Here is a 23,585-nt window from a genome sequence, read left to right as displayed (position 1 = left end):
TGGCCCAGAGGCCAGAGCAGGGAGAGATACCATGAGAGAGCAGTGGCATGACGGCAATCATTTTTCCCTGTTGCCGACGGCAGACCGCTTTGTGCCAGCGCTGCTCGAAGCCATCGACCACGCCAGAGCCTCGGTTCTGATCGAGCTCTATATCGTTGAAGATGGCGAGATGGGAGAGCAATTCTTTGAAGCATTGATTCAGGCGGCATCACGGGGTGTTGACGTTCGTTTGCTGATCGACGCCTGCGGGTCCTGGTCACTCGCTGATGAAAGCAAGCAACGTCTGGTGGATGCCAACATCTCCCTGCGTGAATTCAATGTCCTTTCACTGATACATCTGGGGCGTTTCATCTCCAGAGATCATCGAAAGCTGATTGTCATCGACGGACATACTGCCTTTACGGGCGGGTTCGGTGTGAATGATCAGTTTCTTCGGTCGTGGTTTGAGGTGGCCATTCGCATTACCGGCCCGTGTGTCGATGACTGGATCGAGCTGTTTAATCGCGTGTGGCGCTCACGCAAGACGCAGGACTTTGTGACCGGTGCCCGGCACAGGGATCGTAAGCCCGCCATTGCGCCGCACCCGATGCGCTGTGAAGGTCATATGGTCGGACGCGTGGTCTGGGGACAGGGGTATCACTATCAGGCCATACGCCGCTCGTTACAGCATCAGGTAGGTTCGGCCCATGAGCGTATCTGGATCTGCACGCCCTATTTCGTACCCACGCGCACGTTAAGAAGACAGCTGCGTCGGGCAGCGCGTCGAGGTGTGGATGTCAGATTACTGCTGGCGGCGCGCGATCATGACCATCCCAGCGTACGATACGCGGGGCAGCGATTTTTCACCCGGCTCTTACGCTCTGGCGTGCGCATTTTCGAGTTTCAGCCGCGCTTTATTCATGCCAAGTTCAGCCTGTGTGATGGCTGGGCCACCATTGGCTCATGCAACTTCGACCACTGGAGTCTGCAATGGAATCTGGAAGCCAATCAGGAAATTGATGATCCGGAGTTTGCGGCCGAGCTGGGTGAGTTGTTTGAACACTGCTTTACCCAGTGCAACGAGATCAGCGCAGACCGCTGGTCATCGCGGTCGCGACGCCAACGGTTGCGTGAATGGGGCTACGGTGTGATGGACGCGCTGATTACTAGGCTGCGCTGAGCACAGCGTTTGATAGCTGCATTACTGACGCTTGCCTGGGCCTCTGGATTTTCCCTTGCCGCCGGACTTGCCTTTTGATCCCTTGCCTTTTGAAGCATTGGGAGCGGGCTTTTCGACCGGTGCGCGTTGCAGCAGATACAGATCCAGTGTCAGCTCGGCCAGTTGACCGGCCAGTCGGGTGGCTTCCTTTGGCTGTTGGCCAAGGGCGGACAGTTCCGGGTCTTCTTCGTCGAAGAGTCCTGACAGGGTCATGAACGGCAGCAGCAGCTCGGCGGCTGTCTCTTCCTGGGCGCCAAACCAGGCGGCCTCGTCCAGAAAGACGCCCTCCATGAAGCCTGCGCACCAGAGCCGCACGGGATGTTCATCATCATCTTCATCGCTGCTCTCGAACTCGAGGTCAAAGGGCAGATCCGGAATGTTGCCGTTTTCAAAGACTTCGACGGCATTGGCCATCAGGGCGTCCAGCGCATCGAGCGTTTCCTGGCGTTGCTGGTCGCTTTCAAAATCGGGTGTGGTGTCAAAAATCAGGGCATGGCGCTCATCGCGGTCGTGAGGCACGGTGGAAATGGCCAATGCCGTCAAAAGGCCGTGGGCGCCAAACAGATCCAGCGCTTCCTCACTGACGCGCTCGGAGTCGAGAAACTCGAACAGCGCATCCAGACGGTCATCCTCGAGCAGCGGTACCGGTTGAGGCGTATCGGCCGTGATATCATTCATTGAGCAGTATCCATACAGTAAGCGGCGCGTTGTACGGCAGCCGGGCCGCCGGGTTGAGAGCGGACAGTTTATCATCCATGACCGATTTTCCAGCCAGCGACATTGATGAGTTTCCCATCGGGGATGCCAGTCGGGCCCGGCTTTTGGCCCATGTCGAGCGATCTCTCCAAAGAGCCCGCCAGCGCTACCCGGCGCTGCCGTCTCCAGGGGTCTGGTATGACCTGCGTGGGCGCAGTGCCGGACAGGCCCATTATGGGCGTGGCGGGTTGCGCTTTAACATGACGCTGTACAGCGAGCAGCCCGATGCCTTTCTGGCAGAGGTCGTGCCGCACGAAATGGCCCACTGGGTTGTCCATCATGTCTATCCCGGACGCGTTCGCCCGCACGGCGTGCAGTGGCAGCGGATCATGATCGAGATATTCGATCGCCCGCCCAGCACCACCCATCAGTTTGATACCTCAAAAGCCAGCCCCGCGCCTTATGCCTATCTCTGTGGCTGTCGTCGTCACTACTTTACGCGTCGACGCCATAATAATGAGCGTCGAGGCAGTCGATATCGCTGCCGCCACTGTGGTGAGACGTTGCGCCTTGAAGCGAGCGCCGAAGCGCACACGACGCGCGACGAACGGTGATCAGACATCGGGGAGAATGGTCGAACAGTGACCATGGTCTAATGGTCAGTCTGCCCCGGCATAACGCTAATCTAAGGGTCACACTATTCATCATGGTGGGTCTACGTGATCCATTAGATCAAGGAGATGCGACATGAGCCATACTGCCCGGGACATGGCGGGTGCCGCACAAAAGCTGCGTAGCCCGATCAGCGAGCAGGACTACCGCGAGCGCTATCATTATTCGATCGAATCTCCTGAAGCGTTCTGGCGTGAAGAGATGCAACGTCTTGACTGGATGCGCACGCCTGAAAATATTCTCAACGGTCACTTCGGAGACAACCATTCCCGAATCAAATGGTTCGAGGATGGTGTGCTCAACGCTTCTGTCAACTGTCTGGATCGCCACCTCGAAAGCCGCGGCGACAAGCCGGCCATCCTCTGGGAAGGGGACAATTGTGATCATCAGCGCGTACTGACCTATCGCGAGCTGCATCAAGGAACGTGCCGGTTTGCCAACATGCTCAAGGCGCTCGGAGTGGGGCGTGGCGATACCGTAACGCTGTACATGCCGATGATTCCTGAAGCCGCGATTGCCATGCTGGCGTGTGCTCGCATCGGGGCCGTGCACTCCGTGGTATTTGGCGGCTTTTCTCCGGAAGCGTTGGCCGGGCGGATCTCGGACTGTGCCTCGCAGGTGGTGATTACTGCCGATATTTCACGACGCGGCGGCAAGCAGGTGCCGCTCAAGAAAAATGTCGACGAGGCACTGGCCATCAAGGGCACCGAATGTGTCGAGCATGTACTGGTGGTGCCTTGCGGTGACGCGCCGATTGACTGGCAAGCACGTGATATCGATGCCTGCGCGATGATGCAGGAGCAGTCGGATCAGTGCGCTCCCGAGGCAATGAACGCTGAAGATCCGCTGTTCATTCTTTATACCTCGGGGTCGACGGGCACGCCCAAGGGGCTGATGCATACGACAGGAGGCTATCTGCTCTATGCGTCCATGACGCATCAGGAGATCTTTGGCCTGCGTGACGATGACGTTTACTGGTGTGCTGCGGATGTAGGCTGGGTCACCGGTCACTCCTATGTGGTATACGGCCCGCTGGCCAATGGAGCTACGACGGTCATGTTCGAGGGGGTACCGAGCTATCCGGATTATGGCCGGGTTGGCGAGGTGATTGATCGACACAACATTACGATCTTCTATACCTCTCCCACGGCCATTCGCGCCATGATGGGGCATGGTGATCATGTCATGGACAGCAGTCGACGCGATTCCCTGCGTCTGATCGGTACGGTAGGGGAGCCCATCAATCCACAGGCGTGGCATTTCAGTCACCAGATTATTGGCAATGGGCGCTGTCCGATCATGGATACCTGGTGGCAGACCGAAACCGGTGGTCACATGATGGCGCCGCTCACGGATGTCGAAAACGTCAAGCCTGGAGCAGCCATGCGACCCTTCTTTGGCATTCAGCCGGCGCTGATGGATGCTGAAGGAAACCGTATCGAAGGAGAAGGCGACGGCAGCCTTGTCATTGAAGGAAGCTGGCCGGGCCAGGCGCGCACCATCTGGGGCAATCACGAGCGTTTTGAGGAAACCTACTTCAGCATGCATCCCGGTACTTATTTTACCGGCGATGGGGCGCATCGCGATGCAGATGGGGATTACTGGCTTACCGGCCGCATCGATGATGTGCTCAACGTTTCCGGCCATCGCATGGGTACGGCAGAAATTGAATCGGCACTGGTGGCGCATCCGGCCGTGGCCGAGGCAGCGGTCGTGGGCTTTCCCCATGATATGAAGGGCCAGGGGATCTATGCCTATATCACCCTGATGCAGGGGGCTGAAGCTTCTGATGCCCTGAGCAGGGAGCTCAATGATGTCGTACGCCGTGATATCGGCGCCATTGCCAAGCTTGATGCCATCCAGTGGGCGCCCGGTCTACCCAAGACCCGTTCGGGCAAGATCATGCGACGCATCCTGCGCAAGATTGCCGCCAATGAAGTCGATGGGCTGGGGGATATCAGCACCCTGTCCGATCCTGATGTGGTCGAAGCCCTGATCAAGGAGCGAGTTAACCACTGACGAATATGCTCATCTGCTTCTAGATCACGACAAGCGCGTCACATTGCCGCATAATGAACGTTGGCATCAGCAAACTGGTGCCAACGTTTTATTTTGGAAATAAAAAAATCATGGGGTAACATGCCGAGATTGCTGGTTACATGATCGGCAGATGGCATGATGACGCTCGGCCTTGAACTGCTGATGACGTGGCTGACCGCGTTTTGACCGGGTCTGGGCCGTCCTGAATGATACGGGGAATCCTGGAGGAAACTGCATGGCCTTTGCCCAGAAGTTTATCGTGGCAGACGATCACCCCTTGTTTCGTGCGGCACTGACGCAGTCTCTGCGTCAGGTAGCGGCCAATGCCGAAATTGTCGAAGCCGACACCATGGAAGCCACCATCGAGGTCGTGACACGTCACCCCGATGCTGATTTGATTCTTCTGGATCTGCGTATGCCCGGTGCACATGGCTTCTCGGGGTTGATTCAGTTGCGTGGCCAGATGCCTGACATCCCCGTGGCGGTTATTTCCGGCAGTGAAGAGCCGCAGGTGGTACGTCGCTCTCTTGATTATGGTGCGTCGGGATTTATACCCAAGTCCGCTTCGCTGGATACAATCGCCGGTGGTATCAGCGCCATTCTGGATGGTGAGATATGGCTGCCAGCGGAAATGGCAGACTACCTTGGAGACGGCGATGAGGAGGAAGCCAAGTTCGCCGCAGCCATCGCATCACTGACGCCACAACAGTTTCGCGTGCTGAACATGCTGACCGAAGGCCTGCTGAACAAGCAGATTGCCTATGATCTCAATGTGTCCGAGGCCACAATCAAGGCGCATGTCACCGCCATTTTGCGCAAGCTGGGCGTTCATTCGCGCACGCAGGCCGTGATCGCGGCCCAGAAGCTGGAAGTGGAGCCTTCTCGCGTCGAAAATTGAACGTCTGCCTGATCGTTGAAAATCCCGGCATGAACCGGGATTTTTTGTGTCCGACCGCCGCGCGCCTGTTCAACTCGAGCGACGGTTGGCCTGGAGAGTTCGGGTCAGAAGGGCGCGCAGCGCCGCCGGGCGAACCGGTTTATTGAGCAGGTGATAACCGGCTCGGCGAATCAAATCGGCGACCTCTTCGGTGCGATCGGCCGTGATCACGATCCCCGGGACATCTCCGGTAAAGCGCTCGGCCAGTGATTCCAGTGCCATCAGGCCGGTCACTTCATTATCCAGGTGGTAATCAGCCAGAATAATGTCGGGCTCACCGGTCATGTTACGCACAACCGAGCGTGCACCGCCGATCGAGGTAGCCGTAAATACCTCGCATTCCCAGCCTTCCAGCATGGCCTTCATGCCCTCCAGCGTCATGGTCTCGTTATCGATGCAGATGATCCGTGCACCGCGAATGCGATTGCCGGCGCTTTTCTGTGCGGCCTGAGTTTCCTGACGGGTAAGGACGGCACCCTGCTTGAGCGGTACGGTCAGTGCAAAAACGGTGCCGTGACCTTCCCGCGAGCGAATGGTAATCGGATGATCGAGCACGCGCGCCATGCGATCGGCAATGGAAAGCCCCAGCCCCAGTCCCTTCTCGCTCTCACGGTGACGTGATTTCTGATCCAGTCGGCGAAACTCCTGAAAGATCTCGGCCTGACGCGATTCCGGAATGCCAGGACCGGTATCCCATACCTCGATCAACAGTTGCTCACCGCGGCGGCGACAGCCCAGCAGGACGCGGCCGTGCTGGGTGTAGCGCAGGGCATTGGAAAGAAAGTTTTGAATGATGCGCCTGAGCATCTGAGGGTCGCTGTCGATCACGGTGCCCGTTTCGACCATGTCCAGATCCAGGCCGCGGTCCTGGGCCATGACCGAAAATTCAGCATACAGGGGGCGCAGAATCTCATTGAGAGCAAAGATCTGACGTCGGGGCGTCAACGCGCCGGCATCCAGCTTGGAAATGTCCAGCAGGGTCCCCAGCAGCTCTTCTGCCGCCTGAAGCGAGTTGTCGATGTGCACCAGCGTGTCGTGGTGTTCGCTCTCTTCCAGACGTTGAGTCAGGGCCGAGGTGAACAGCCGTGCGGCGTTAAGCGGCTGGAGCAAATCATGGCTTGCTGCGGCCAGAAAGCGGGTTTTTGACGCATTGGCGGTTTCGGCGACCTGCTTGGCCTGCCGCAATGCCAGCTCGGCTTCGGAGCGAACCCGGTTTTCCTGACGTAGCGCAATGTTGACCTCGGATAGCTCCCGGGTACGCTCACGCACGCGCTCCTCGAGATGCTCATTGGTTTCCTTGAGAGCAATTTCAGCCAGCCGGCGCTCGGTAATGTCCTGGTACAGCGCGAAAAAGCCCAGTACCCGATGGCTTTCTCCGAAATGGGGCGTATAGGTGGCGAGCATATAACGTGTGCCGCCTTCCCGGTCGGTCAGGGAGAGCTCCCATGACACACGCTCGCCGTTGAGTGCGCGCTGCATCCATGGGGCGCGCAGCTTCCATGTGCTGGCGGTCATGACGTCTTCAGCACGTTTGCCGATCGCCTGAAGACGATCCACTTCCATGGCCGTTTCGTAGGCGCGATTGGTGAAGAGGTAGTGGCAGTCGCGGTCAAAATAGGCGATCAGTGCCGGTACGTTATCGGTATAGATACGGATATTGTTTTCCGAGCGGATCAGGGCTTCTTCCGTGCGCTTCTGATCGGTCACATCCTGGTAGGTGTAGACAAAACCGCCGCCCACCATGGGGTTGCCGTGGATGTCGAGCACACTGTCATCCTGTCGGTAGCGCTGATAGTGGTGTGCCTGGCCGCTGCGAATATTGTCCATCAAAAGCCGCACGTGTTCCTGTGGGTCGCCGGGGCCATATTCGCCGTGCTCGGCGTTGTATAAAAAGATGCGCTCGATGGGTTCGCCAACATGAATCAGGTGGTCAGGAAAGCGAAACAGCTCCAGGTAGCGCTGATTCCAGACCACGATGCGCAGCTTGTGGTCCACCACCATCACGCCCTGATTGATGTTCTCGATGGTGGCCTGCAAAAGGGATCGGTTGAACTCGAGGACCTGGGAGGCTTCATCGACGATGGACACGACGTCCGAGATGGACACATCCCGCCCGGAAAGCGCCGAGTTCATGACGATGCGTGCCGACGAGGCGCCAATGGCGGAGGCCAGAAGCCGCTCGGTAAATCCGATCAGGTCGATCGAAGCCCGTGTGCCAGGATCCAAACGCTGTTGATGACGCCAGCCATAGTCATTGAAGGCGCGCTCGACCTGATCCTCATTGAGAAAACGCCGGGACAGGGACTTGAGATCGCTCACCGACGTGGTGCCGCCCCATGGCCGATTGATCAGGGTCTGATGAGACGCCACGCTGTCGACAAACAGTGAGGCCTGAATGCGCTCGACCACTCGCTGGCGCGTCACCTGGGAGAAAAAGATATAGCAGAAGAGATTCACGCCCAGTGACAGTAGAACCCCCTGGGTGATGGGGTCATCCAGTGACAGGCCCAGCAGATTGGCGGGGCTGAGCAGTTCGATGCCCATCGGACCGGCATCGATAGGGAACGGGAAAAGGCCGGCGCGTACCAGCGTGGGCAGCAACAGGGTGTAACCCCAGATCAGAAAGCCCAGCAGCAGCCCCAGACTGACACCAAGGCGATTGCCTCGTTTCCAGTACAGCCCGCCAATCAGAGCCGGTGCCAGCTGCGCCAGCGCGGCCAGTGACAGTACCCCAAGGCTGGCGAGCGAACTGGAGGGGGCGGTAAGCTTGTAAAAGCCATAGGCCAGTGCCAGCGTCAGCACGATGATCAGGCGGCGAATGCGCAACACCCAGCGGGCATAGTCGCCGTGACGCGCGTCAAATCCCTTGAAGCGCAGCAGCAGGGGGATGACCACTTCGTTTGAGATCATGATGGACAGGGTCACGGCGGCCATGATGACCATGCCGCTGGCGGCTGCAAACCCACCAATAAACGTGATCATGACGAGCCAGGGCTGGTCCATTGCCATCGCCAGATGCAATACCCATGTGTCCGGGTCCAACCCCAAGCCTTCAAACATTGTCAGGGCGGCCACGGCCAGTGGCAGCACAAAGAAGCCGGCTGCAATCAGGTAGAGCGGGAACAGCCAGCGTGCGCGAGCGGTGTCGTCGGTGCTGGTGTTTTCGACCACGGTGACGTGAAACTGGCGCGGAATGCAGAACACGGCCAGCAGGGCCAGCAGCGTCTGGGTCCAGAATCCCTGACCGAAACTGGCACTGCTGAAATGACTGCCGGCAGACAGGTCATGTACTGCTCGACTGGAGAGTTCACCCAGACCGTCAAAGGCGCCCCAGGTGATCAGGGCACCTAACAGTACGAAGGCGCCGAGCTTGACCACGGATTCAAAGGCAATGGCCTGGATCAGCCCCTCATGATGCTCGGTGGCATCGGTGTGGCGGGTGCCGAACAAAATGGCAAAAAGTGCCATGAGTGCGGCGACATAGAAGGCTGTATCGCCAAGAATCGGCGAGCGCACAATGTCATTGTTAGCCGTCAGCACTGTAAAGCTTGCTGCCATGGCCTTGAGCTGCAGGGCCAGATAGGGAAGGGTGCCCAGCAGGGCCACCATGCTGGCCAGTGCTGCCAGTGCCTGGGTCTTGCCGTAGCGTGAGGCAATAAAATCGGCGATCGAGGTGATATTTTGCCGCTTGGCGACGCGAATCATCTTGGTCAGGATTGGCCAGAACAGCAAAAAGGCCAGGATAGGGCCCAGAAAGACGCTGAGATACTGAAGTCCGGAATTGGCCACCTGGCCTACGCTGCCGTAAAAGGTCCAGGAGGTACAGTAGACCGCCAGTGCCAGGCTGTAGACCAGTGGGCGGCGTTTGGCCGGCCCCAGTCTTCGCGCTCGCTGATCGCCACGCCAGGCGATGCCAAAGAGCGTGGCGATGTACAAAAGCGAGATGGTGAGCAGTAACCAGCCCTGAAACATCGTGAAAATCCTTGCCTGACCCGCGTAAGGGCTGCTTTTTGGTGACAGCCTCGACATTTCGATGGCACATCGGCCTTTGCCCGAGTGCCATCGCCCCTTCAAGTCCCGCCTGATGCGACCGGTCTTCGCCTGCGCTTTGTGGCAATGATAAAGTAGCGCCAATGTCGCATCTATCCGAAGTCATCTCCATGCAAGAACTTGATCAGTCCGTGAACACTCTCCAGAAGCGGGAGTTCGACAAGCTTCAAAAACGTCTGCGCCGTAACGTCGGCAATGCCATCATCGACTATGCCATGATCAATGATGGCGACAGGGTGATGGTGTGCCTCTCCGGTGGCAAGGACTCCTACACCATGCTCGAAATTCTTCGCAATCTTCAGCGCAATGCGCCGGTGAACTTTGAGCTGGTGGCCGTCAACATGGATCAGAAACAGCCCGGCTTTCCAGAGCATGTGCTGCCGGAGTATCTGGCAGGGCAGGGCGTTGAGTATCACATCGTTGAACGTGATACCTACTCGATCGTGAAAGAGAAGGTCCCCGAGGGCAAGACAACCTGCGGGCTGTGTTCGCGTCTGCGACGTGGCACGCTTTACGGTTTTGCCGAAGAGATCGGCGCCAACAAGATCGCGCTGGGTCATCATCGCGACGACATGCTGGAAACGCTTTTTCTCAACATGTTCTTTGGGGGGTCGCTCAAGTCGATGCCGCCCAAGCTGCTCTCCGACGATGGCAAGAATATCGTGATTCGTCCGATGGCCTACTGCGCCGAGGCCGATATCGCAAAATTTGCCGAAGCCATGGCCTTTCCCATCATTCCGTGCAATCTGTGTGGCAGTCAGGAAAACCTGCAGCGTCAGGTGGTCAAGGAAATGCTCGCCGACTGGGAGCGTAAGCACCCCGGGCGAATCGAGACCATGTTCAAGGCATTGACCAATGTGGCGCCCTCCCAGCTGGCGGATCGGGACCTGTTTGACTTTCACGGGCTCGAGGAAAAACAGCGCCTGATGAAACGTGACCGTATCGACACGGTAAATCTGATGGCACGGGATGATGACGCGCCGCTGTCATGAAATTCATGGCAATCGTTCAGGAAGTGTTTGACTTTCCTGCAATGATCGGTAGAATGCAGCGCCACATGACCCGGGTGGTTAGCTCAGTTGGAAGAGCACCAGCCTTACAAGCTGGGGGTCACTGGTTCGAGCCCAGTACCACCCACCATCATTTTTGATAAGGTCATGTTGCTGTAATCAGGGTTGCGGACTGGTAGTTCAGTTGGTTAGAATGCCGGCCTGTCACGCCGGAGGTCGCGGGTTCAAGTCCCGTCCAGTCCGCCAAAGCTCTGGGTGCAGTGATATTTCGATATAAATGGACTGGTAGTTCAGTTGGTTAGAATGCCGGCCTGTCACGCCGGAGGTCGCGGGTTCAAGTCCCGTCCAGTCCGCCATCGAAATTATCGTACTATCGGGTGGTTAGCTCAGTTGGAAGAGCACCAGCCTTACAAGCTGGGGGTCACTGGTTCGAGCCCAGTACCACCCACCATCATCTTCCAAGATGATTTGATGTTGCAAGTGTATGCGGACTGGTAGTTCAGTTGGTTAGAATGCCGGCCTGTCACGCCGGAGGTCGCGGGTTCAAGTCCCGTCCAGTCCGCCATTCGCTTGAACATGTGTTGTTTTTTCTCTTCAATACGCTCTCTTCTGGCAACACCTGATCCGCCTTCGGATTATCTCTCCCTGATTTTGATTCCTGTCTGCACATGACGCCTGTCATGGCGGCCAATTCTGCTGTTCGTTTCTTACTGCGCGATCGTCGTCCCTTGAAGGATGTCGGCTTGCCAGTCTTTGCTGTGCGCTGCATGCTTGGTCTGTCATGCCCTTGATCGAGTGATCCTCGAGGGGCAAGCCAATAACAAGCTGCAGGACAACCTCAAAATGACGAACCTTGGTTTCAGCAATACGGTCGCCAACAGCGACATTGCCATTGCTTCTCCTCGTTTTCTGGCCAGCGACAATACATCGGGCATCTGTCCCGAGGCCATGCACTATCTGCTTCAGGCCAACGAGCAGGATGATCTTGCCTACGGCAATGACGTCTGGACCGAGCGCGCCGCCAACCACTTCAGAACGCTTTTCGAGACGGACTGCGAAATATTTTTCGTCTTTAACGGGACTGCAGCAAACTCTTTGGCACTGGCCTCTCTTTGTCAGTCCTATCATGGTGTCATCTGCCATCAGTTGGCGCATATCGAAACAGACGAGTGTGGCGGCCCGGAATTTTTTTCCAACGGTTCCAAGCTGTTGCCGGTGGATGCCCCCATGGGGAAGCTGACGCCAGAAGGCATTGCAAGTGTCGTGACGCGACGCAACGACATTCACTATCCACGGCCCAGGGTAGTGTCCATCACTCAGGCCACGGAAGTCGGTACGCTCTATTCAATCGATGAATTGCAGGCCATTCGAGAGGTGGCTGACCAGTACGATCTCAAGATTCATATGGATGGCGCCCGTTTTGCCAATGCTTGCGCCTCACTGAATGTGACACCTGCCGAGATGACCTGGAAAGCCGGGGTTGATGTATTGTGTTTTTCAGGGACCAAAAACGGTCTGGCCTTTGGTGAAGCCATCGTCTTTTTTGACCGTGAGCTGGCTCAGGACTTTGAATATCGCTGCAAGCAGGCGGGGCAGCTGGCCTCCAAGATGCGATTTGTCAGTGCGCCCTGGCTTGGGCTTCTGGAAAACGATGTCTGGCTTGCCAACGCGCGCCATGCCAATGCCATGGCGAAACGGCTGCTTGATGGTGTGCGCAATATTGAAGGGGTTGATGTCATGTTCCCCGTTCAGGCCAATAGCGTCTTTCTTGAGGTGCCAGCGCCTGCTCAACAGTACTTGCGTGATTGCGGATGGACGTTTTATACCTTTATAGGGGAGGGTGGCGTCCGCTTTGTCTGTAGCTGGAACACGTCCGAGACGTTGATCGATGCGCTGGTGGCCGACCTTCGTCAGGCACTGGCGCAGCATCACCAACAGTGATATTGATAGGATATCTTCCCTGACACCGGTGCGGCATTACCTCATGCCGCATCGCCTGACCCGAGCAGAAGCGTTCGCCGGTGTCTTCCCGGTTCACCACAATCAACCATCTTTTTTAATGCCCGACAGGGCTTTCCATGACCGAGAGAAACCTTCAATGAGCGGGAGTGCCGTAGTGGCCGATTGATTTTCACGAAATGACGAGCGTGCGTACGGCAGGGCACACCGTCGCCACTCAAGGAGAAGTTCATGAGCATTTTTGATCATGTGCAGCATCGCTTTGAGCGCACCCTCCAGGAAGAGATGAGTCTTCAGGAGTATCTTGAGCTCTGTCGAGAGGACCCGACCGCCTATGCCAGCGCCTCCGAGCGCATGCTCAGCGCCATCGGTGAGCCGGAAGTCATTGATACGGCCAAAAACCCCCGCCTTTCGCGCATTTTCTCCAACAAGTTGATCCGACGTTACCCCGCCTTTGCCGAATTTCACGGCATGGAAGAGGCTATCGAGCAGATCGTCGCCTATTTTCGCCACGCCTCTCAGGGGCTTGAAGAGCGCAAACAGATTCTTTATCTGCTCGGTCCGGTGGGCGGTGGAAAATCCTCGATTGCCGAGCGCCTCAAGGCGCTGATGGAGCAGATTCCCTTTTACGCCATCAAGGATTCGCCGGTTCATGAGTCGCCGCTGGGGCTTTTCAGTCCCGAGGAAGACGGCGAGACACTTGAAAGCGAATACAATATTCCCAAACGCTACATGCGCAGTGTCATGTCGCCCTGGGCGGCCAAGCGCCTTCGCGAGTATGGCGGCGATATCTCCCGGTTCAGAGTCGTCAAGGTCTATCCGTCACGACTCAATCAGATCGCGATCTCCAAGACCGAGCCGGGTGATGAAAACAATCAGGACATCTCCTCGCTGGTCGGCAAGGTCGATATCCGCAAGCTTGGGCTTTATTCTCAGGACGATCCGGATGCCTACAGCTTCTCCGGCGGTCTCTGTCGCGCCAACCAGGGGTTGATGGAGTTCGTCGAGATGTTCAAGGCACCCATCAAGGTGCTGCATCCGCTTTTGACCGCGACTCAGGAGGGCAACTACAACCCGACCGAGGGCATGGGGGCCATCCCATTTGACGGGGTCATTCTGGCGCACTCCAACGAATCCGAATGGCAGCAGTTTCGCAATAACCGCAACAATGAGGCCTTCCTTGATCGCGTCTATATCGTGAAGGTGTTTTATTCGTTGCGCGTCTCAGAAGAGATGAAGATCTACGAAAAGCTGTTGCAGCACTCCTCGCTGTCACATGCACCCTGCGCGCCGGATACGCTGCGCATGCTGGCACAGTTCTCGGTACTCTCAAGGCTCAAGGAGCCGGAAAACTCCAGCGTCTACTCAAAGATGCGCATCTATGACGGCCAGAATCTGAAGGACACCGACCCGCGTGCTCGTTCAATTCAGGAATATCGTGACGCCGCCGGCGTGGATGAGGGCATGGAAGGCCTGTCGACCCGATTTGCCTTCAAGATTCTCTCCAAGGTCTTCAATTTTGACTCCAGCGAGGTGGCGGCCAATCCGGTGCATCTGCTGTATGTGCTTGAGCAACGCCTGGAGCAGGAGCAGTTGCCGCGTGAAGTCCACGACCGTTATCTGCGCTTTATCAAGGAGTATCTGGCGCCGCGCTATGTCGATTTTATCGGCAAGGAAATTCAGACCGCTTATCTGGAGTCCTACTCCGAGTACGGTCAGAACATCTTCGACCGCTACGTGACTTATGCAGATTTCTGGATTCAGGATCAGGAGTTTCGCGATCCGGAAACCGGCGAACTGCTGGATCGACAGGCGCTCAACGAAGAGCTCGAGAAGATCGAAAAGCCGGCCGGCATCTCCAATCCGAAGGATTTTCGTCACGAAGTGGTCAATTTCGTGTTGCGGGCGAGGGCGCAAAACGAAGGGCTCAATCCCAGCTGGCAGTCCTATGAAAAGCTCAAGGGCGTGATTGAACACAAGATGTTTGCCAATACCGAAGAGCTTTTGCCAGTCATCTCGTTCAATGCCAAGGCCTCCAACGACGATCGAAGAAAACACGAAGACTTTGTCGATCGCATGGTTGCGCGTGGTTATACCGAAAAGCAGGTGCGCCTGCTATCGGAGTGGTATCTGCGCGTACGCAAGTCTCAGTAAGCGGTTGGCGCCGGCTGGCCGGCGCCCATTCCCACCCGGATACGGGGCAGCCGGTTTGAGCGGTCTGCAGGAGGTGGTGACGTGAGTTATTTCATTGATCGGCGCAGCAACGCCCGTCACAAGAGCGCGGTCAACCGACAGCGTTTTTTAAAGCGCTACCAAAAGCACATTAAGCGTGCTGTAGAAGAGTCGGTCAATCGTCGCTCGATTACCGACATGGAGCGTGGCGAGAAAATCAGTATCCCGGGACGCGATATTTCCGAGCCCGTATTTCGTCACGGGCAGGGTGGGCGACGCACCGTGGTCAGCCCCGGTAACCGTGAGTTTGCCGAAGGTGACCGGATGCGCCGTCCGCACGGCAGTGGCGGTGGCAATGGCAGTGGTGAAGGTTCCGCGTCCAATCAGGGGGAAGGCGTCGACGAGTTCGCGTTTACCCTGTCACGAGACGAATTTCTAAGCTTTATCTTCGATGGGCTGGAGCTGCCGCATCTGGAGCGCAAGCAGCTGGCCGACATGGCCGAGAGTCGGCCCGTACGGGCCGGGCTATCGAGACAGGGCGTACCTGCTCGCATGAACATCGTGCGTTCGATGCGCGAGGCGCAGGCGCGGCGTATCGCCATGCGCGCCCCGATCAGGCGGGCGCTGCTGGAAGCCCGGAAGGCGCTGGAGGAGGAGGAGCGCAAGGACCCGGTGCTGCGCCACCCCGGCCGGGTGCGTGAACTCAAGGATGAAATCGAGCGGCTGGAAAGGCGCCTTGAAGCTGTTCCCTTCATCGACACCTATGATCTTCGCTACAACCATCTCACCGATCAGCCTCAACCCTCCAACAAGGCAGTCATGTTCTGCGTGATGGACGTTTCCGGCTCCATGACCCAGAACCACAAGGACATCGCCAAGCGTTTCTTTCTGCTGCTTTATCTGTTTCTCGAGCGTGACTACGAGCGTGTTGAGCTGGTGTTTATTCGCCACCATACGTCCGCACGTGAAGTCGATGAAGAAGCCTTTTTCTATTCGCGTGAAACAGGTGGGACCATCGTGTCCAGCGCACTGCATCTGCTCGATGAGGTCATCGAGGCGCGCTACCCGCCGGCGCAGTGGAACCTCTACGTGGCTCAGGCCAGCGATGGGGACAACTGGGACGATGATTCCGTGCAGTGCGGTCAGATCCTGTCGGATGCGCTGATGCCAAAGCTTCAGTATTACGCGTATGTCGAGATCACCCCGCATGCCCACCAGGCGCTCTGGGATGAGTACATGCGCGTACAGGACCGCTACCCCGAGCGCTTTTCCATGCGACAGATCGTTCAGACAGGCGACATCTATCCGGTTTTTCGTGAACTGTTCAAAAGCCGCCAGAGCGGTCAGGAGGCTCACTCATGAGCACATCCTACAAGCCGATCCATGATGAAGACTTTCTGGGCCAGGGGTCTGACTGGTCCTTTGATGATCTTGAATATTACGAGCGGGAGATTGCCCGCATTGCCGGTGAATACCAACTGGATACCTATCCCAATCAGATCGAGATCATCACCTCCGAACAGATGATGGACGCCTACTCCAGCATCGGCATGCCAGTGGGGTACAGTCACTGGTCATTTGGCAAACAGTTTTTGTCCGTCGAACAGGCCTATAAACGCGGGCAGATGGGGCTGGCCTATGAGCTGGTGATCAACTCTGATCCCTGCATCGCCTATCTGATGGAAGAAAATACCCTGATGATGCAGATTCTGGTCATGGCGCACGCCTGTCATGGCCATAACTCGTTTTTCAAGGGCAACTATCTCTTTCGCGCCTGGACCGACGCTTCTGCCATCGTGGACTATCTGGTCTTTGCCCGTCGCTATGTCAGCGAGTGCGAAGAGCGCCACGGCGTCGAGGCCGTCGAACAGCTGCTTGATGCCTGCCATGCGCTGCAGAATCAGGGCGTGGATCGCTACAAGCGACCTTCTGCCATTTCGGCAGAAGAGGAAGCACGCCGTCAGCAGGAGCGTGAAGGCTATCTGCAACAACAGATCAACACGCTCTGGAGCACCATTCCTCAGCTACGCGCTGCCGACGCCCGTGAAGGTGAAGTCGATGCTCACGGGCTGCCTCAGCGACCGCGCTATCCTTCCGAGCCGCAGGAAAACCTGCTGTATTTCATCGAAAAGAATGCACCCCTGCTGGCACCCTGGCAGCGCGAGATCGTGCGCATCGTGCGCAAGCTGGCGCAGTATTTTTACCCGCAGCGTCAGACACAGGTCATGAATGAGGGGTGGGCCACCTTCTGGCACTACAACATCATGCACCGTCTCTACGATGAAAAACTGATTGATGAGGGCGTGATGCTGGAGTTTCTCCAGTCGCATACGGCGGTGGTGGCGCAGCCCGGCTTTGACAGCCCCTGGTACAACGGCATCAACCCCTACGCGCTGGGATTTGCCATGTTCAGCGACATACGACGTATCTGTAGTGACCCGACCGAAGAGGACCGGGTCTGGTTTCCGGAGATGGCCGGCAGCGACTGGCTTGAGACCGTGCATTTTGCCATGCATAACTTCAAGGATGAGTCCTTCATCCAGCAATTCCTGTCGCCAAAGGTGATTCGCGACATGAAGCTTTTTGCGCTGCTTGATGATGATCAGGACGATATGATCGAGATTTCGGCCATTCATGATGACCGCGGCTACAAGCGAATTCGCGAGGCGCTGTCACTGCAATACTCGCTGGGACATCGGGAGCCGGATATTCAGGTCTGGGAAGCCAGGATTCATGGCGACCGCTCGCTGGTGCTGCGTCATGAGCGAACGCAGCGGCGTCCGCTGGAAGGGGCCTTTTCCTCGGTCATGCGTCATCTTCATGAGCTGTGGGGATTTCCCATCGTGCTGGAAGTGGTCGAAAACACGGAAGTCGTGGATCGCCACGAATGGCCACCCGCTGCCGGATAGCCGAAGACTGAGCGAATATTGTTCGTATATCACGCCTGAACGGGCCCTGGGGCTCGTTTTTTTGTGCCTGCCAGCCACCTCCTACCGATTAGGGTATACTCGCCGCCGCTCGAAGGGGCACGTGTCGACAATATACGGCTTTTGACAATACGGTAGCAGGGGATGAATATGGCGCGGCGACGTCCGGGAATCTTGAGGCGTTTCAGGCGCATGAGTGGTGCCGGGCTCATGGCAACAGTGGTGCTCTACGGTCTCTGGTATTACCAGGAACGTACGTACTGGGAACAGATGAGCTGGATGGGTACGCCTCAGGCCGAAGTCTGGTACGACTGGAAAACGCTTAACCGCACGCTGCGCAATGATGGATTCCTGACCGGCTGGTCGGATCTGCGCGCCAATCCCCTCTGGACCGTTTATCGTCTCGATCGGGTGAATCATCCCTCCATCGGCGCCCGCCCTGGGCATTTCAGCGAAGACTGGCGCACGATCTGGCCGGTAACCAGTGATGATTATACCGGCAGTGGTTATGACCGCGGTCATCAGGCGCCCAATTATGCGATTGCGGCTGTTCATGGCCGTCAGGCGCAACTCGATACCTTTCACATGAGCAACATCTCGCCTCAAAGGCCTGATCTCAACCGGCGTGTATGGCAGCGCCTGGAGGAGGTGGTGATCGATGAGTTTGCCAACCATTTCGGTACGGTCTGGGTGACGACCGGGCCGATCTTCGATGACGCCATCAGACGAATGTCGTCATTTATCGAAATTCCCGATGCCTTCTACAAGATCATCGTGGCGCCGGGCAATGCCAATACACCGACCAGAATGATTGCCTTTATTGTGCCCCAGAATGTTCACGGCAATGAGCCGCTGGATCGTTTTCTGGTCAGCGTTGACGAGATCGAGGCGCGCACGGGATTCAATTTCTTTAGCGAGCTGCCGGATGAGGTTGCCCGCCGGCTGGAGTCCGGGGTTCACGCTCAGGGCTGGGGGCTGGAGAAAGTGGCAAGGCAGCCTTCGCGTTATTGAGCGACTGTCATGGCGCCTAACGGCGTCATGGCCTGTTGCATAAACGTATGGGCATCAATCGATACACAATTGCTGGCGTAGTCGAGCCTGATAAGGGTCAGTCAGAGAGCGCGCCGGAACAGGGCATCTGCAGCCTATGCTGATGGCAGTATGCTATAGAAAAGATACGTCAGAGAGAGGTAAAGCAGAGGGGGGAAACATGGTGCCCGGGAAAGGACTTGAACCTTCACGACCATACGGTCACTAGCACCTGAAGCTAGCGCGTCTACCAATTCCGCCACCCGGGCAGGGTGTCAACGGTTTGAAAACCGTGATGAAAGCGATGCCTGATCAACTGGTGCCCGGAAGAGGACTTGAACCTCCACGACCATACGGTCACTAGCACCTGAAGCTAGCGCGTCTACCAATTCCGCCATCCGGGCGTTGATCATGCTGTACTACAGTTACCTGAAATCGTCAGGCCTTGAGCCTTTATTTTCCACCATCTCAACAAAGATCCTTTGTGAGATGGTGCCCGGAAGAGGACTTGAACCTCCACGACCATACGGTCACTAGCACCTGAAGCTAGCGCGTCTACCAATTCCGCCATCCGGGCAGGTGGGCCGAAATAATACGCATTTTTTTCACCGATGCAAGAGGTGGGCGTCGGTAAAAGCCAATTTTTTACACCCTGCAACGTTTTCGGGGCAATAAAGGGTTTTGGGTCGTCCTGTCGAGACCGCTATAATCGCTGACATGAAGACAAGACACCACATCACCCCGCGCCCGCTGCTCGCCATCTTGCCCGGTATCACAAGACAACCATTTCAGGGAAGCAATCTATGAGTCAATGGACGCCAGCCGACGATCCGCAGGCGGAACGTGAGGCCAGTCAATATGACAACCCGGTCCCCAGTCGTGAATACCTTCTGCAGATTCTGACCGAGCACGGCAAGCCGATCACGCATGAAGATGTCAGCAAGCTGCTGGGCATCACGGATGAGGATCGTCTGGAAGCCGTCCGCAGGCGCCTGTCCGCCATGGAGCGTGACGGGCAGATCCTGCGTCAGAAAAGCGGTGCCTTTGAAATTATCGATCCCCAGTCTCTGCTGGAAGGCCGCGTGGTCGGCCATCGTGATGGCATCGGCTTTTTCGTGCGCGATGACAAGCAAAAGCCGGATCTTGTGATCCCGCCGCGTCAGATGCGGCGTCTTTTTGACGGTGACCGTGTGCGCGTTCGCGTCAGTGGCAAGGATCGACGCGGCAGGGAAGAGGCCAGCGTCAACGAAATTCTTGAGCGCAATACGCCAAGCCTGATTGGCCTGTATCGCAAGCGCGGCAGCGACATCGCTGTGGTCGTCCCCGAGAACAGCCGCATTGCTCACGAGATCATCATTGAAGACGGCGCGGCCAACGGTGCCGAGGATGGCCAGGTCGTCGAGGTGCGTATTACCACGCAGCCCGGCCTGCGCCAGCAGCCCATCGGTGAAGTGACCGAAGTGCTGGGTGAGCGCATGGATCCCGGCATGGAAATCGATATCGCCATCCGCGAGCATGACATTCCGGCCGAGTTTCCCTCCGAGGTGCTGGACCAGATTCGTGACATGAGCGAGGAGGTGCGTGACGAGGACAAGCATCATCGCGTTGATCTGCGTGACTGGCCGCTGGTCACCATCGACGGTGAAGATGCCAAGGACTTCGACGACGCCGTGTATGCCTGGAAGACCAAATCCGGCGGCTGGAAGCTGATCGTGGCGATTGCCGATGTCTCGCATTATGTCGAGGTCGATTCCCCGCTTGATCGTGAGGCCTGGCAGCGCGGTAACTCGGTCTATTTCCCCGGTCAGGTCGTTCCCATGCTGCCGGAGCTGCTCTCCAACGGTTTGTGCTCGATCAATCCGGACGTCGACAGGCTCTGCATGGTCTGTGAGATGAATATCTCGCAGCGCGGCGAGATCAGCCGCTACAAGTTTTATGAAGGCGTGATGCGCTCGCATGCGCGGCTGACCTACAACAAGGTCGGCACCATGCTTGAAGATGCCGACAGCGAAGAGGGTCAGGCCCTTCGAGGTGAGTACGCTCACGTGGTCAAGCCGCTGGAGGCGCTGCACGGGCTGTATCAGACGCTGCGTCAGGCGCGTACCGTTCGAGGCGCCATCGACTTCGAGACGACTGAAACCCAGATCGTGTTCAACGAACAGCGCAAGATTGAGCGCATCGTGCCGCGTACACGCAACGACGCGCACAAGCTGATCGAGGAGTGCATGCTGGCAGCCAACGTGGCGACCGCGCGCTTTCTCGAAAAGCACAAGCTACCGGCACTGTACCGCGTTCACGCCTCGCCCTCGGATGAAAAGCTCGCCACGCTGCGCGCCTTCCTTGGTGAGCTGGGCCTGACGCTGGGTGCCAGCGACGAAAAGGGTAAATCCACGCCGCAGGATTTTCAGAGTCTTCGCGAGGTCATCAACGGCCGCCCGGATGTCGACATCATCCAGACGGTCATGTTGCGCAGCATGAATCAGGCGGTCTATTCGCCGCATAACGAAGGCCACTTCGGTCTGGCCTATGCCGCCTATGCTCACTTCACGTCTCCCATCAGGCGATATCCCGACCTGCTCATTCACCGTGCCATTCGCTCGGTCATCCGCAGTCAGCGTGACTCGTCCCACGTGCAGCGTGTAGAAGGCGCTCCGAATAACGAGCCGCAGCGCTGGTGCCCATATAGCTTCGAGCAGATGGTAGCCATGGGCGAGCACTGCTCAATGACCGAGCGTCGTGCCGATGAAGCTACTCGTGATGTCGAGGACTGGCTCAAGTGCGAGTTCATGGCCGACAAGGTCGGTGACGTTTTTGAAGGGGCCATTGCCTCGGTCACCCAGTTTGGTCTGTTCGTGCGGCTCAACGAGCACTTTGTCGAGGGGCTGGTCCATATCAGCAACCTTCCTTCTGACTACTACCAGTTCGAAGGTGAGCGTCATCAGCTCAAGGGCGAGCGCACGGGTGTGACGTATCGTCTGGGCGACGGGGTCACTGTTCAGGTGGCGCGTGTTGATCTGGATGATCGCAAGATCGATTTCATGCTGACCGATGCTCAGTCCAAATCCCGACGTCGCATCCGAAAGCCCGGCACCGATACGCCGGCCCCGGAGAGCAGTGCGCCTGCCGAAGCGGAGGCGCCGAGCAAGAAGCGGCGTAAATCCCGTCCCGGCAAGAAGGAGCGTCTGCGTCGGCGGGAAGAAAAGGCCTCCGAGGCAGGGACTCCGGAAGCGCCTGATACCGATACACTCAGGGCCCAGGAAGATGCAGCGGCACGAAAGCCTCGCAAACGTATTGGCAAGCCTGCCGGTGCCGGTAGTAGTGATGCCGACAAGCCAAAGCGCGGCAAGAGCAAAAGCAGTGCCGACAAAAAAGGCAAGCGTGATACTGACAAGGGCCGTCGCAAGTCATGAAGGGCGATCATCAGCGTAGTGGCAAGCGAAGTGGCGCCAAACCTCAGGCGCAGAGGCGGCAAAATGCCCCGGGCCGTGACAGACATAAAGGCGCCTCGTCGGCGAGGGCATCAGCCCCCAGAGGGCTGGATTCGGTACATGGCGTTCATGCTGTCGAAACCCTGCTGATGCGTCAGCAGGTGCCCTCGGAGCTCTGGATACAGGAAGGACAGGCAGAAAAGCGTCTGGCCGACATCCAGCAGCAGGCGTCAGCGCTGGGGGCGCGCGTGGTCCTGCAGTCGCGTGAGGTGCTTGATCAGATTGCCGAAGGCGCACATCAGGGCGTTATCGCCTTTTGTGAACCTCTGGTGGCCGATAATGAGTCATCGCTTTTCTGGCAGCTCGAGGCCAACGTCGATCAGGCACCGCTGCTGCTGGTGCTTGATGGCGTCACGGATGTCCACAATTTTGGTGCCTGTCTGCGCTCGGCCGATGCGGCAGGCGTCATTGGCGTGATGGTCGCCAAGGACCGCTCGGCGCCGCTTAATGCCACGGTGCGAAAGATCTCCTGCGGTGGGGCTGAAAGTGTGCCGGTCTATCAGGTGACCAATCTGGCCCGGGCGCTTGCACGGCTGAAGGAATATGGCATGCAGGTACTTGGTGCCGCCGGGGAGGCGGACACTTTCGTTCATGATGTCGACATGCGCGGTCCTACCGCGCTGGTCATGGGTGCTGAAGGCAAGGGGCTGCGTCGGCTGACCCGCGAACACTGCGATCAGCTGGTCAAGCTGCCCATGGCCGGTCAGGTGTCGAGTCTCAATGTGTCGGTGGCTACGGGCATCTGCCTGTTTGAAGCGGTGCGTCAGCGACGCCCGCATTGATCCTTTTGCTTGCAAACAGCGGGCCATCTCCCTACAATTGTGCGGTTTCGCGGCGGCTACGGCCGCCGACTGCATTTGCAGATCATCGAAGCGGTAACCTCGATGCTGCCCTTGTAACGAAAAATACCCTTCTATCAACTCCTTGCTTCCCATGGCGGATGTTTCTGTCATCGAGAAGCTGTCAAACCGAAAGGAGACACCATGCGTCATTACGAAATCGTGGTCATGGTCCACCCGGACCAGAGCGAGCAGGTGCCTGCCATGATCGAGCGCTATACAGGGCTCGTGACTGAAAATGGTGGCACTGTTCATCGTCTTGAAGATTGGGGCCGTCGTCATCTGGCTTACCCGATCAACAAGATCCACAAGGCTCACTACGTTCTGATGAACGTTGAATGCAGCGGCGAAACGCTGGCTGAACTGGAAAACATCTTCCGCTTCAACGATGCCATCATTCGCAACATGGTCGTGCGTTGTACCGAAGCTGTCACCGAAGCATCTCCGATGATGAAAGCGGCAGATGAAAAGGGACGCCGTCGTGAGCGCTCCGATGACGAACGTCCGCGTGAACGTTCCGATTCAGAAGAGTCGACCGAAGCTGCCTCCTGAGCTGATGCTCTGGCCT

At 57.4% G+C, this 23,585-nt stretch carries 15 protein-coding genes and 8 tRNA genes; 18 read left to right on the top strand and 5 right to left on the bottom strand.

Going from position 1 to position 23,585, the window contains the following annotated elements; genetic code table 11:
• Window positions 1-31 precede the first annotated feature (31 nt).
• Window positions 32-1,159, top strand: coding sequence for a phospholipase D-like domain-containing protein (locus B9H00_RS03250; RefSeq protein WP_086899457.1), 1,128 nt, complete (start codon window positions 32-34; stop codon window positions 1,157-1,159).
• A gap of 21 nt (window positions 1,160-1,180) precedes the next feature.
• Here the strand turns inward: B9H00_RS03250 and B9H00_RS03245 are convergent, their stop codons facing one another.
• Window positions 1,181-1,876 carry a YecA/YgfB family protein gene (locus tag B9H00_RS03245; RefSeq protein ID WP_086899456.1) on the bottom strand — a complete coding sequence of 232 codons (696 nt, stop codon included), beginning with the start codon at window positions 1,874-1,876 and terminating at the stop codon, window positions 1,181-1,183.
• A gap of 77 nt (window positions 1,877-1,953) precedes the next feature.
• Between B9H00_RS03245 and B9H00_RS03240 the strand changes: the two genes are divergently transcribed.
• The 3 genes from B9H00_RS03240 to B9H00_RS03230 all read left to right on the top strand — a co-directional run bounded on the left by B9H00_RS03240 (window position 1,954) and on the right by B9H00_RS03230 (window position 5,504).
• Window positions 1,954-2,508 carry a SprT family zinc-dependent metalloprotease gene (locus tag B9H00_RS03240; RefSeq protein WP_086899455.1) on the top strand — a complete coding sequence of 185 codons (555 nt, stop codon included), beginning with the start codon at window positions 1,954-1,956 and terminating at the stop codon, window positions 2,506-2,508.
• A gap of 154 nt (window positions 2,509-2,662) precedes the next feature.
• Window positions 2,663-4,585, top strand: coding sequence for an acetate--CoA ligase (acs, locus tag B9H00_RS03235; RefSeq protein ID WP_407656578.1), 1,923 nt, complete (start codon window positions 2,663-2,665; stop codon window positions 4,583-4,585).
• Window positions 4,586-4,841: 256 nt separating this feature from the next.
• A complete protein-coding gene (locus tag B9H00_RS03230; protein ID WP_086899453.1) occupies window positions 4,842-5,504 on the top strand; it encodes a response regulator in 663 nt (220 codons plus the stop codon).
• A gap of 69 nt (window positions 5,505-5,573) precedes the next feature.
• On the opposite strand, the gene B9H00_RS03225 is transcribed toward B9H00_RS03230, so the two are convergent.
• The gene (locus B9H00_RS03225) at window positions 5,574-9,515 is read right to left on the bottom strand and encodes a hybrid sensor histidine kinase/response regulator (RefSeq protein WP_086899452.1); all 3,942 of its coding nucleotides are present in this window, start codon (window positions 9,513-9,515) and stop codon (window positions 5,574-5,576) included.
• Between the two features lie 188 nt (window positions 9,516-9,703).
• Between B9H00_RS03225 and ttcA the strand changes: the two genes are divergently transcribed.
• From ttcA to B9H00_RS03170, 11 genes are all read left to right on the top strand, one after another.
• Window positions 9,704-10,585, top strand: coding sequence for a tRNA 2-thiocytidine(32) synthetase TtcA (ttcA, locus tag B9H00_RS03220; RefSeq protein ID WP_120211697.1), 882 nt, complete (start codon window positions 9,704-9,706; stop codon window positions 10,583-10,585).
• 72 nt (window positions 10,586-10,657) lie between these two features.
• Window positions 10,658-10,733, top strand: a tRNA-Val gene (locus B9H00_RS03215).
• Window positions 10,734-10,772: 39 nt separating this feature from the next.
• Window positions 10,773-10,849: transfer RNA gene (locus B9H00_RS03210), tRNA-Asp, on the top strand.
• A 33-nt stretch (window positions 10,850-10,882) separates the two neighbouring features.
• Window positions 10,883-10,959: transfer RNA gene (locus tag B9H00_RS03205), tRNA-Asp, on the top strand.
• Window positions 10,960-10,978: 19 nt separating this feature from the next.
• Window positions 10,979-11,054, top strand: a tRNA-Val gene (locus B9H00_RS03200).
• A gap of 37 nt (window positions 11,055-11,091) precedes the next feature.
• Window positions 11,092-11,168 (top strand) — tRNA-Asp (locus B9H00_RS03195).
• Window positions 11,169-11,446: 278 nt separating this feature from the next.
• A complete protein-coding gene (locus B9H00_RS03190) occupies window positions 11,447-12,544 on the top strand; it encodes a threonine aldolase family protein (RefSeq protein WP_086901671.1) in 1,098 nt (365 codons plus the stop codon).
• Between the two features lie 249 nt (window positions 12,545-12,793).
• On the top strand, window positions 12,794-14,716 hold the full coding sequence (locus B9H00_RS03185; protein ID WP_086899450.1) for a PrkA family serine protein kinase: 1,923 nt from the start codon (window positions 12,794-12,796) through the stop codon (window positions 14,714-14,716).
• 81 nt (window positions 14,717-14,797) lie between these two features.
• Window positions 14,798-16,096, top strand: a complete 1,299-nt coding sequence (locus B9H00_RS03180) for a YeaH/YhbH family protein (RefSeq protein ID WP_086899449.1) — start codon at window positions 14,798-14,800, stop codon at window positions 16,094-16,096.
• Entirely contained in the window at window positions 16,093-17,643 is a 1,551-nt protein-coding gene (locus B9H00_RS03175) for a SpoVR family protein (protein ID WP_086899448.1), read from the top strand. Before B9H00_RS03180 ends, B9H00_RS03175 begins: the two co-directional genes overlap by 4 nt.
• Window positions 17,644-17,871: 228 nt before the next feature.
• Complete coding sequence (locus B9H00_RS03170; RefSeq protein ID WP_236944342.1) at window positions 17,872-18,672, top strand: DNA/RNA non-specific endonuclease; 801 nt, start codon at window positions 17,872-17,874, stop codon at window positions 18,670-18,672.
• A 200-nt stretch (window positions 18,673-18,872) separates the two neighbouring features.
• On the opposite strand, the gene B9H00_RS03165 is transcribed toward B9H00_RS03170, so the two are convergent.
• The 3 genes from B9H00_RS03165 to B9H00_RS03155 form a co-directional block, all read right to left on the bottom strand.
• Window positions 18,873-18,959: transfer RNA gene (locus B9H00_RS03165), tRNA-Leu, on the bottom strand.
• Window positions 18,960-19,007: 48 nt separating this feature from the next.
• Window positions 19,008-19,094: transfer RNA gene (locus tag B9H00_RS03160), tRNA-Leu, on the bottom strand.
• 86 nt (window positions 19,095-19,180) lie between these two features.
• Window positions 19,181-19,267 (bottom strand) — tRNA-Leu (locus B9H00_RS03155).
• Between the two features lie 226 nt (window positions 19,268-19,493).
• Here B9H00_RS03155 and rnr point away from each other — a divergent pair.
• From rnr to rpsF, 3 genes are all read left to right on the top strand, one after another.
• A complete protein-coding gene (gene rnr / locus B9H00_RS03150) occupies window positions 19,494-22,100 on the top strand; it encodes a ribonuclease R (RefSeq protein WP_086899446.1) in 2,607 nt (868 codons plus the stop codon).
• Window positions 22,097-22,960, top strand: a complete 864-nt coding sequence (gene rlmB / locus B9H00_RS03145) for a 23S rRNA (guanosine(2251)-2'-O)-methyltransferase RlmB (protein WP_086899445.1) — start codon at window positions 22,097-22,099, stop codon at window positions 22,958-22,960. Before rnr ends, rlmB begins: the two co-directional genes overlap by 4 nt.
• A gap of 201 nt (window positions 22,961-23,161) precedes the next feature.
• Complete coding sequence (rpsF, locus tag B9H00_RS03140) at window positions 23,162-23,569, top strand: 30S ribosomal protein S6 (RefSeq protein WP_086622312.1); 408 nt, start codon at window positions 23,162-23,164, stop codon at window positions 23,567-23,569.
• Window positions 23,570-23,585: the final 16 nt, after the last annotated feature.

The organism is Kushneria marisflavi (genome assembly GCF_002157205.1).
Classification (GTDB): domain Bacteria; phylum Pseudomonadota; class Gammaproteobacteria; order Pseudomonadales; family Halomonadaceae; genus Kushneria; species Kushneria marisflavi.
Note: the sequence above shows the minus strand (reverse complement) of the source record. Positions and strands in the feature narration are given on the sequence as shown.

Excerpts from the sequence above, each read along its gene's own strand:
- B9H00_RS03245 (WP_086899456.1), bottom strand. The coding sequence starts at position 1,876 with ATGAATGATATCACGGCCGATACGCCTCAACCGGTACCGCTGCTCGAG.
- rnr (WP_086899446.1), top strand. The coding sequence starts at position 19,494 with ATGAGTCAATGGACGCCAGCCGACGATCCGCAGGCGGAACGTGAGGCC.
- rlmB (WP_086899445.1), top strand. The coding sequence starts at position 22,097 with ATGAAGGGCGATCATCAGCGTAGTGGCAAGCGAAGTGGCGCCAAACCT.
- B9H00_RS03230 (WP_086899453.1), top strand. The coding sequence starts at position 4,842 with ATGGCCTTTGCCCAGAAGTTTATCGTGGCAGACGATCACCCCTTGTTT.
- ttcA (WP_120211697.1), top strand. The coding sequence starts at position 9,704 with ATGCAAGAACTTGATCAGTCCGTGAACACTCTCCAGAAGCGGGAGTTC.
- B9H00_RS03250 (WP_086899457.1), top strand. The coding sequence starts at position 32 with ATGAGAGAGCAGTGGCATGACGGCAATCATTTTTCCCTGTTGCCGACG.
- B9H00_RS03190 (WP_086901671.1), top strand. The coding sequence starts at position 11,447 with ATGACGAACCTTGGTTTCAGCAATACGGTCGCCAACAGCGACATTGCC.
- B9H00_RS03225 (WP_086899452.1), bottom strand. The coding sequence starts at position 9,515 with ATGTTTCAGGGCTGGTTACTGCTCACCATCTCGCTTTTGTACATCGCC.
- rpsF (WP_086622312.1), top strand. The coding sequence starts at position 23,162 with ATGCGTCATTACGAAATCGTGGTCATGGTCCACCCGGACCAGAGCGAG.
- B9H00_RS03185 (WP_086899450.1), top strand. The coding sequence starts at position 12,794 with ATGAGCATTTTTGATCATGTGCAGCATCGCTTTGAGCGCACCCTCCAG.
- B9H00_RS03240 (WP_086899455.1), top strand. The coding sequence starts at position 1,954 with ATGACCGATTTTCCAGCCAGCGACATTGATGAGTTTCCCATCGGGGAT.
- B9H00_RS03170 (WP_236944342.1), top strand. The coding sequence starts at position 17,872 with ATGGCAACAGTGGTGCTCTACGGTCTCTGGTATTACCAGGAACGTACG.
- acs (WP_407656578.1), top strand. The coding sequence starts at position 2,663 with ATGGCGGGTGCCGCACAAAAGCTGCGTAGCCCGATCAGCGAGCAGGAC.
- B9H00_RS03175 (WP_086899448.1), top strand. The coding sequence starts at position 16,093 with ATGAGCACATCCTACAAGCCGATCCATGATGAAGACTTTCTGGGCCAG.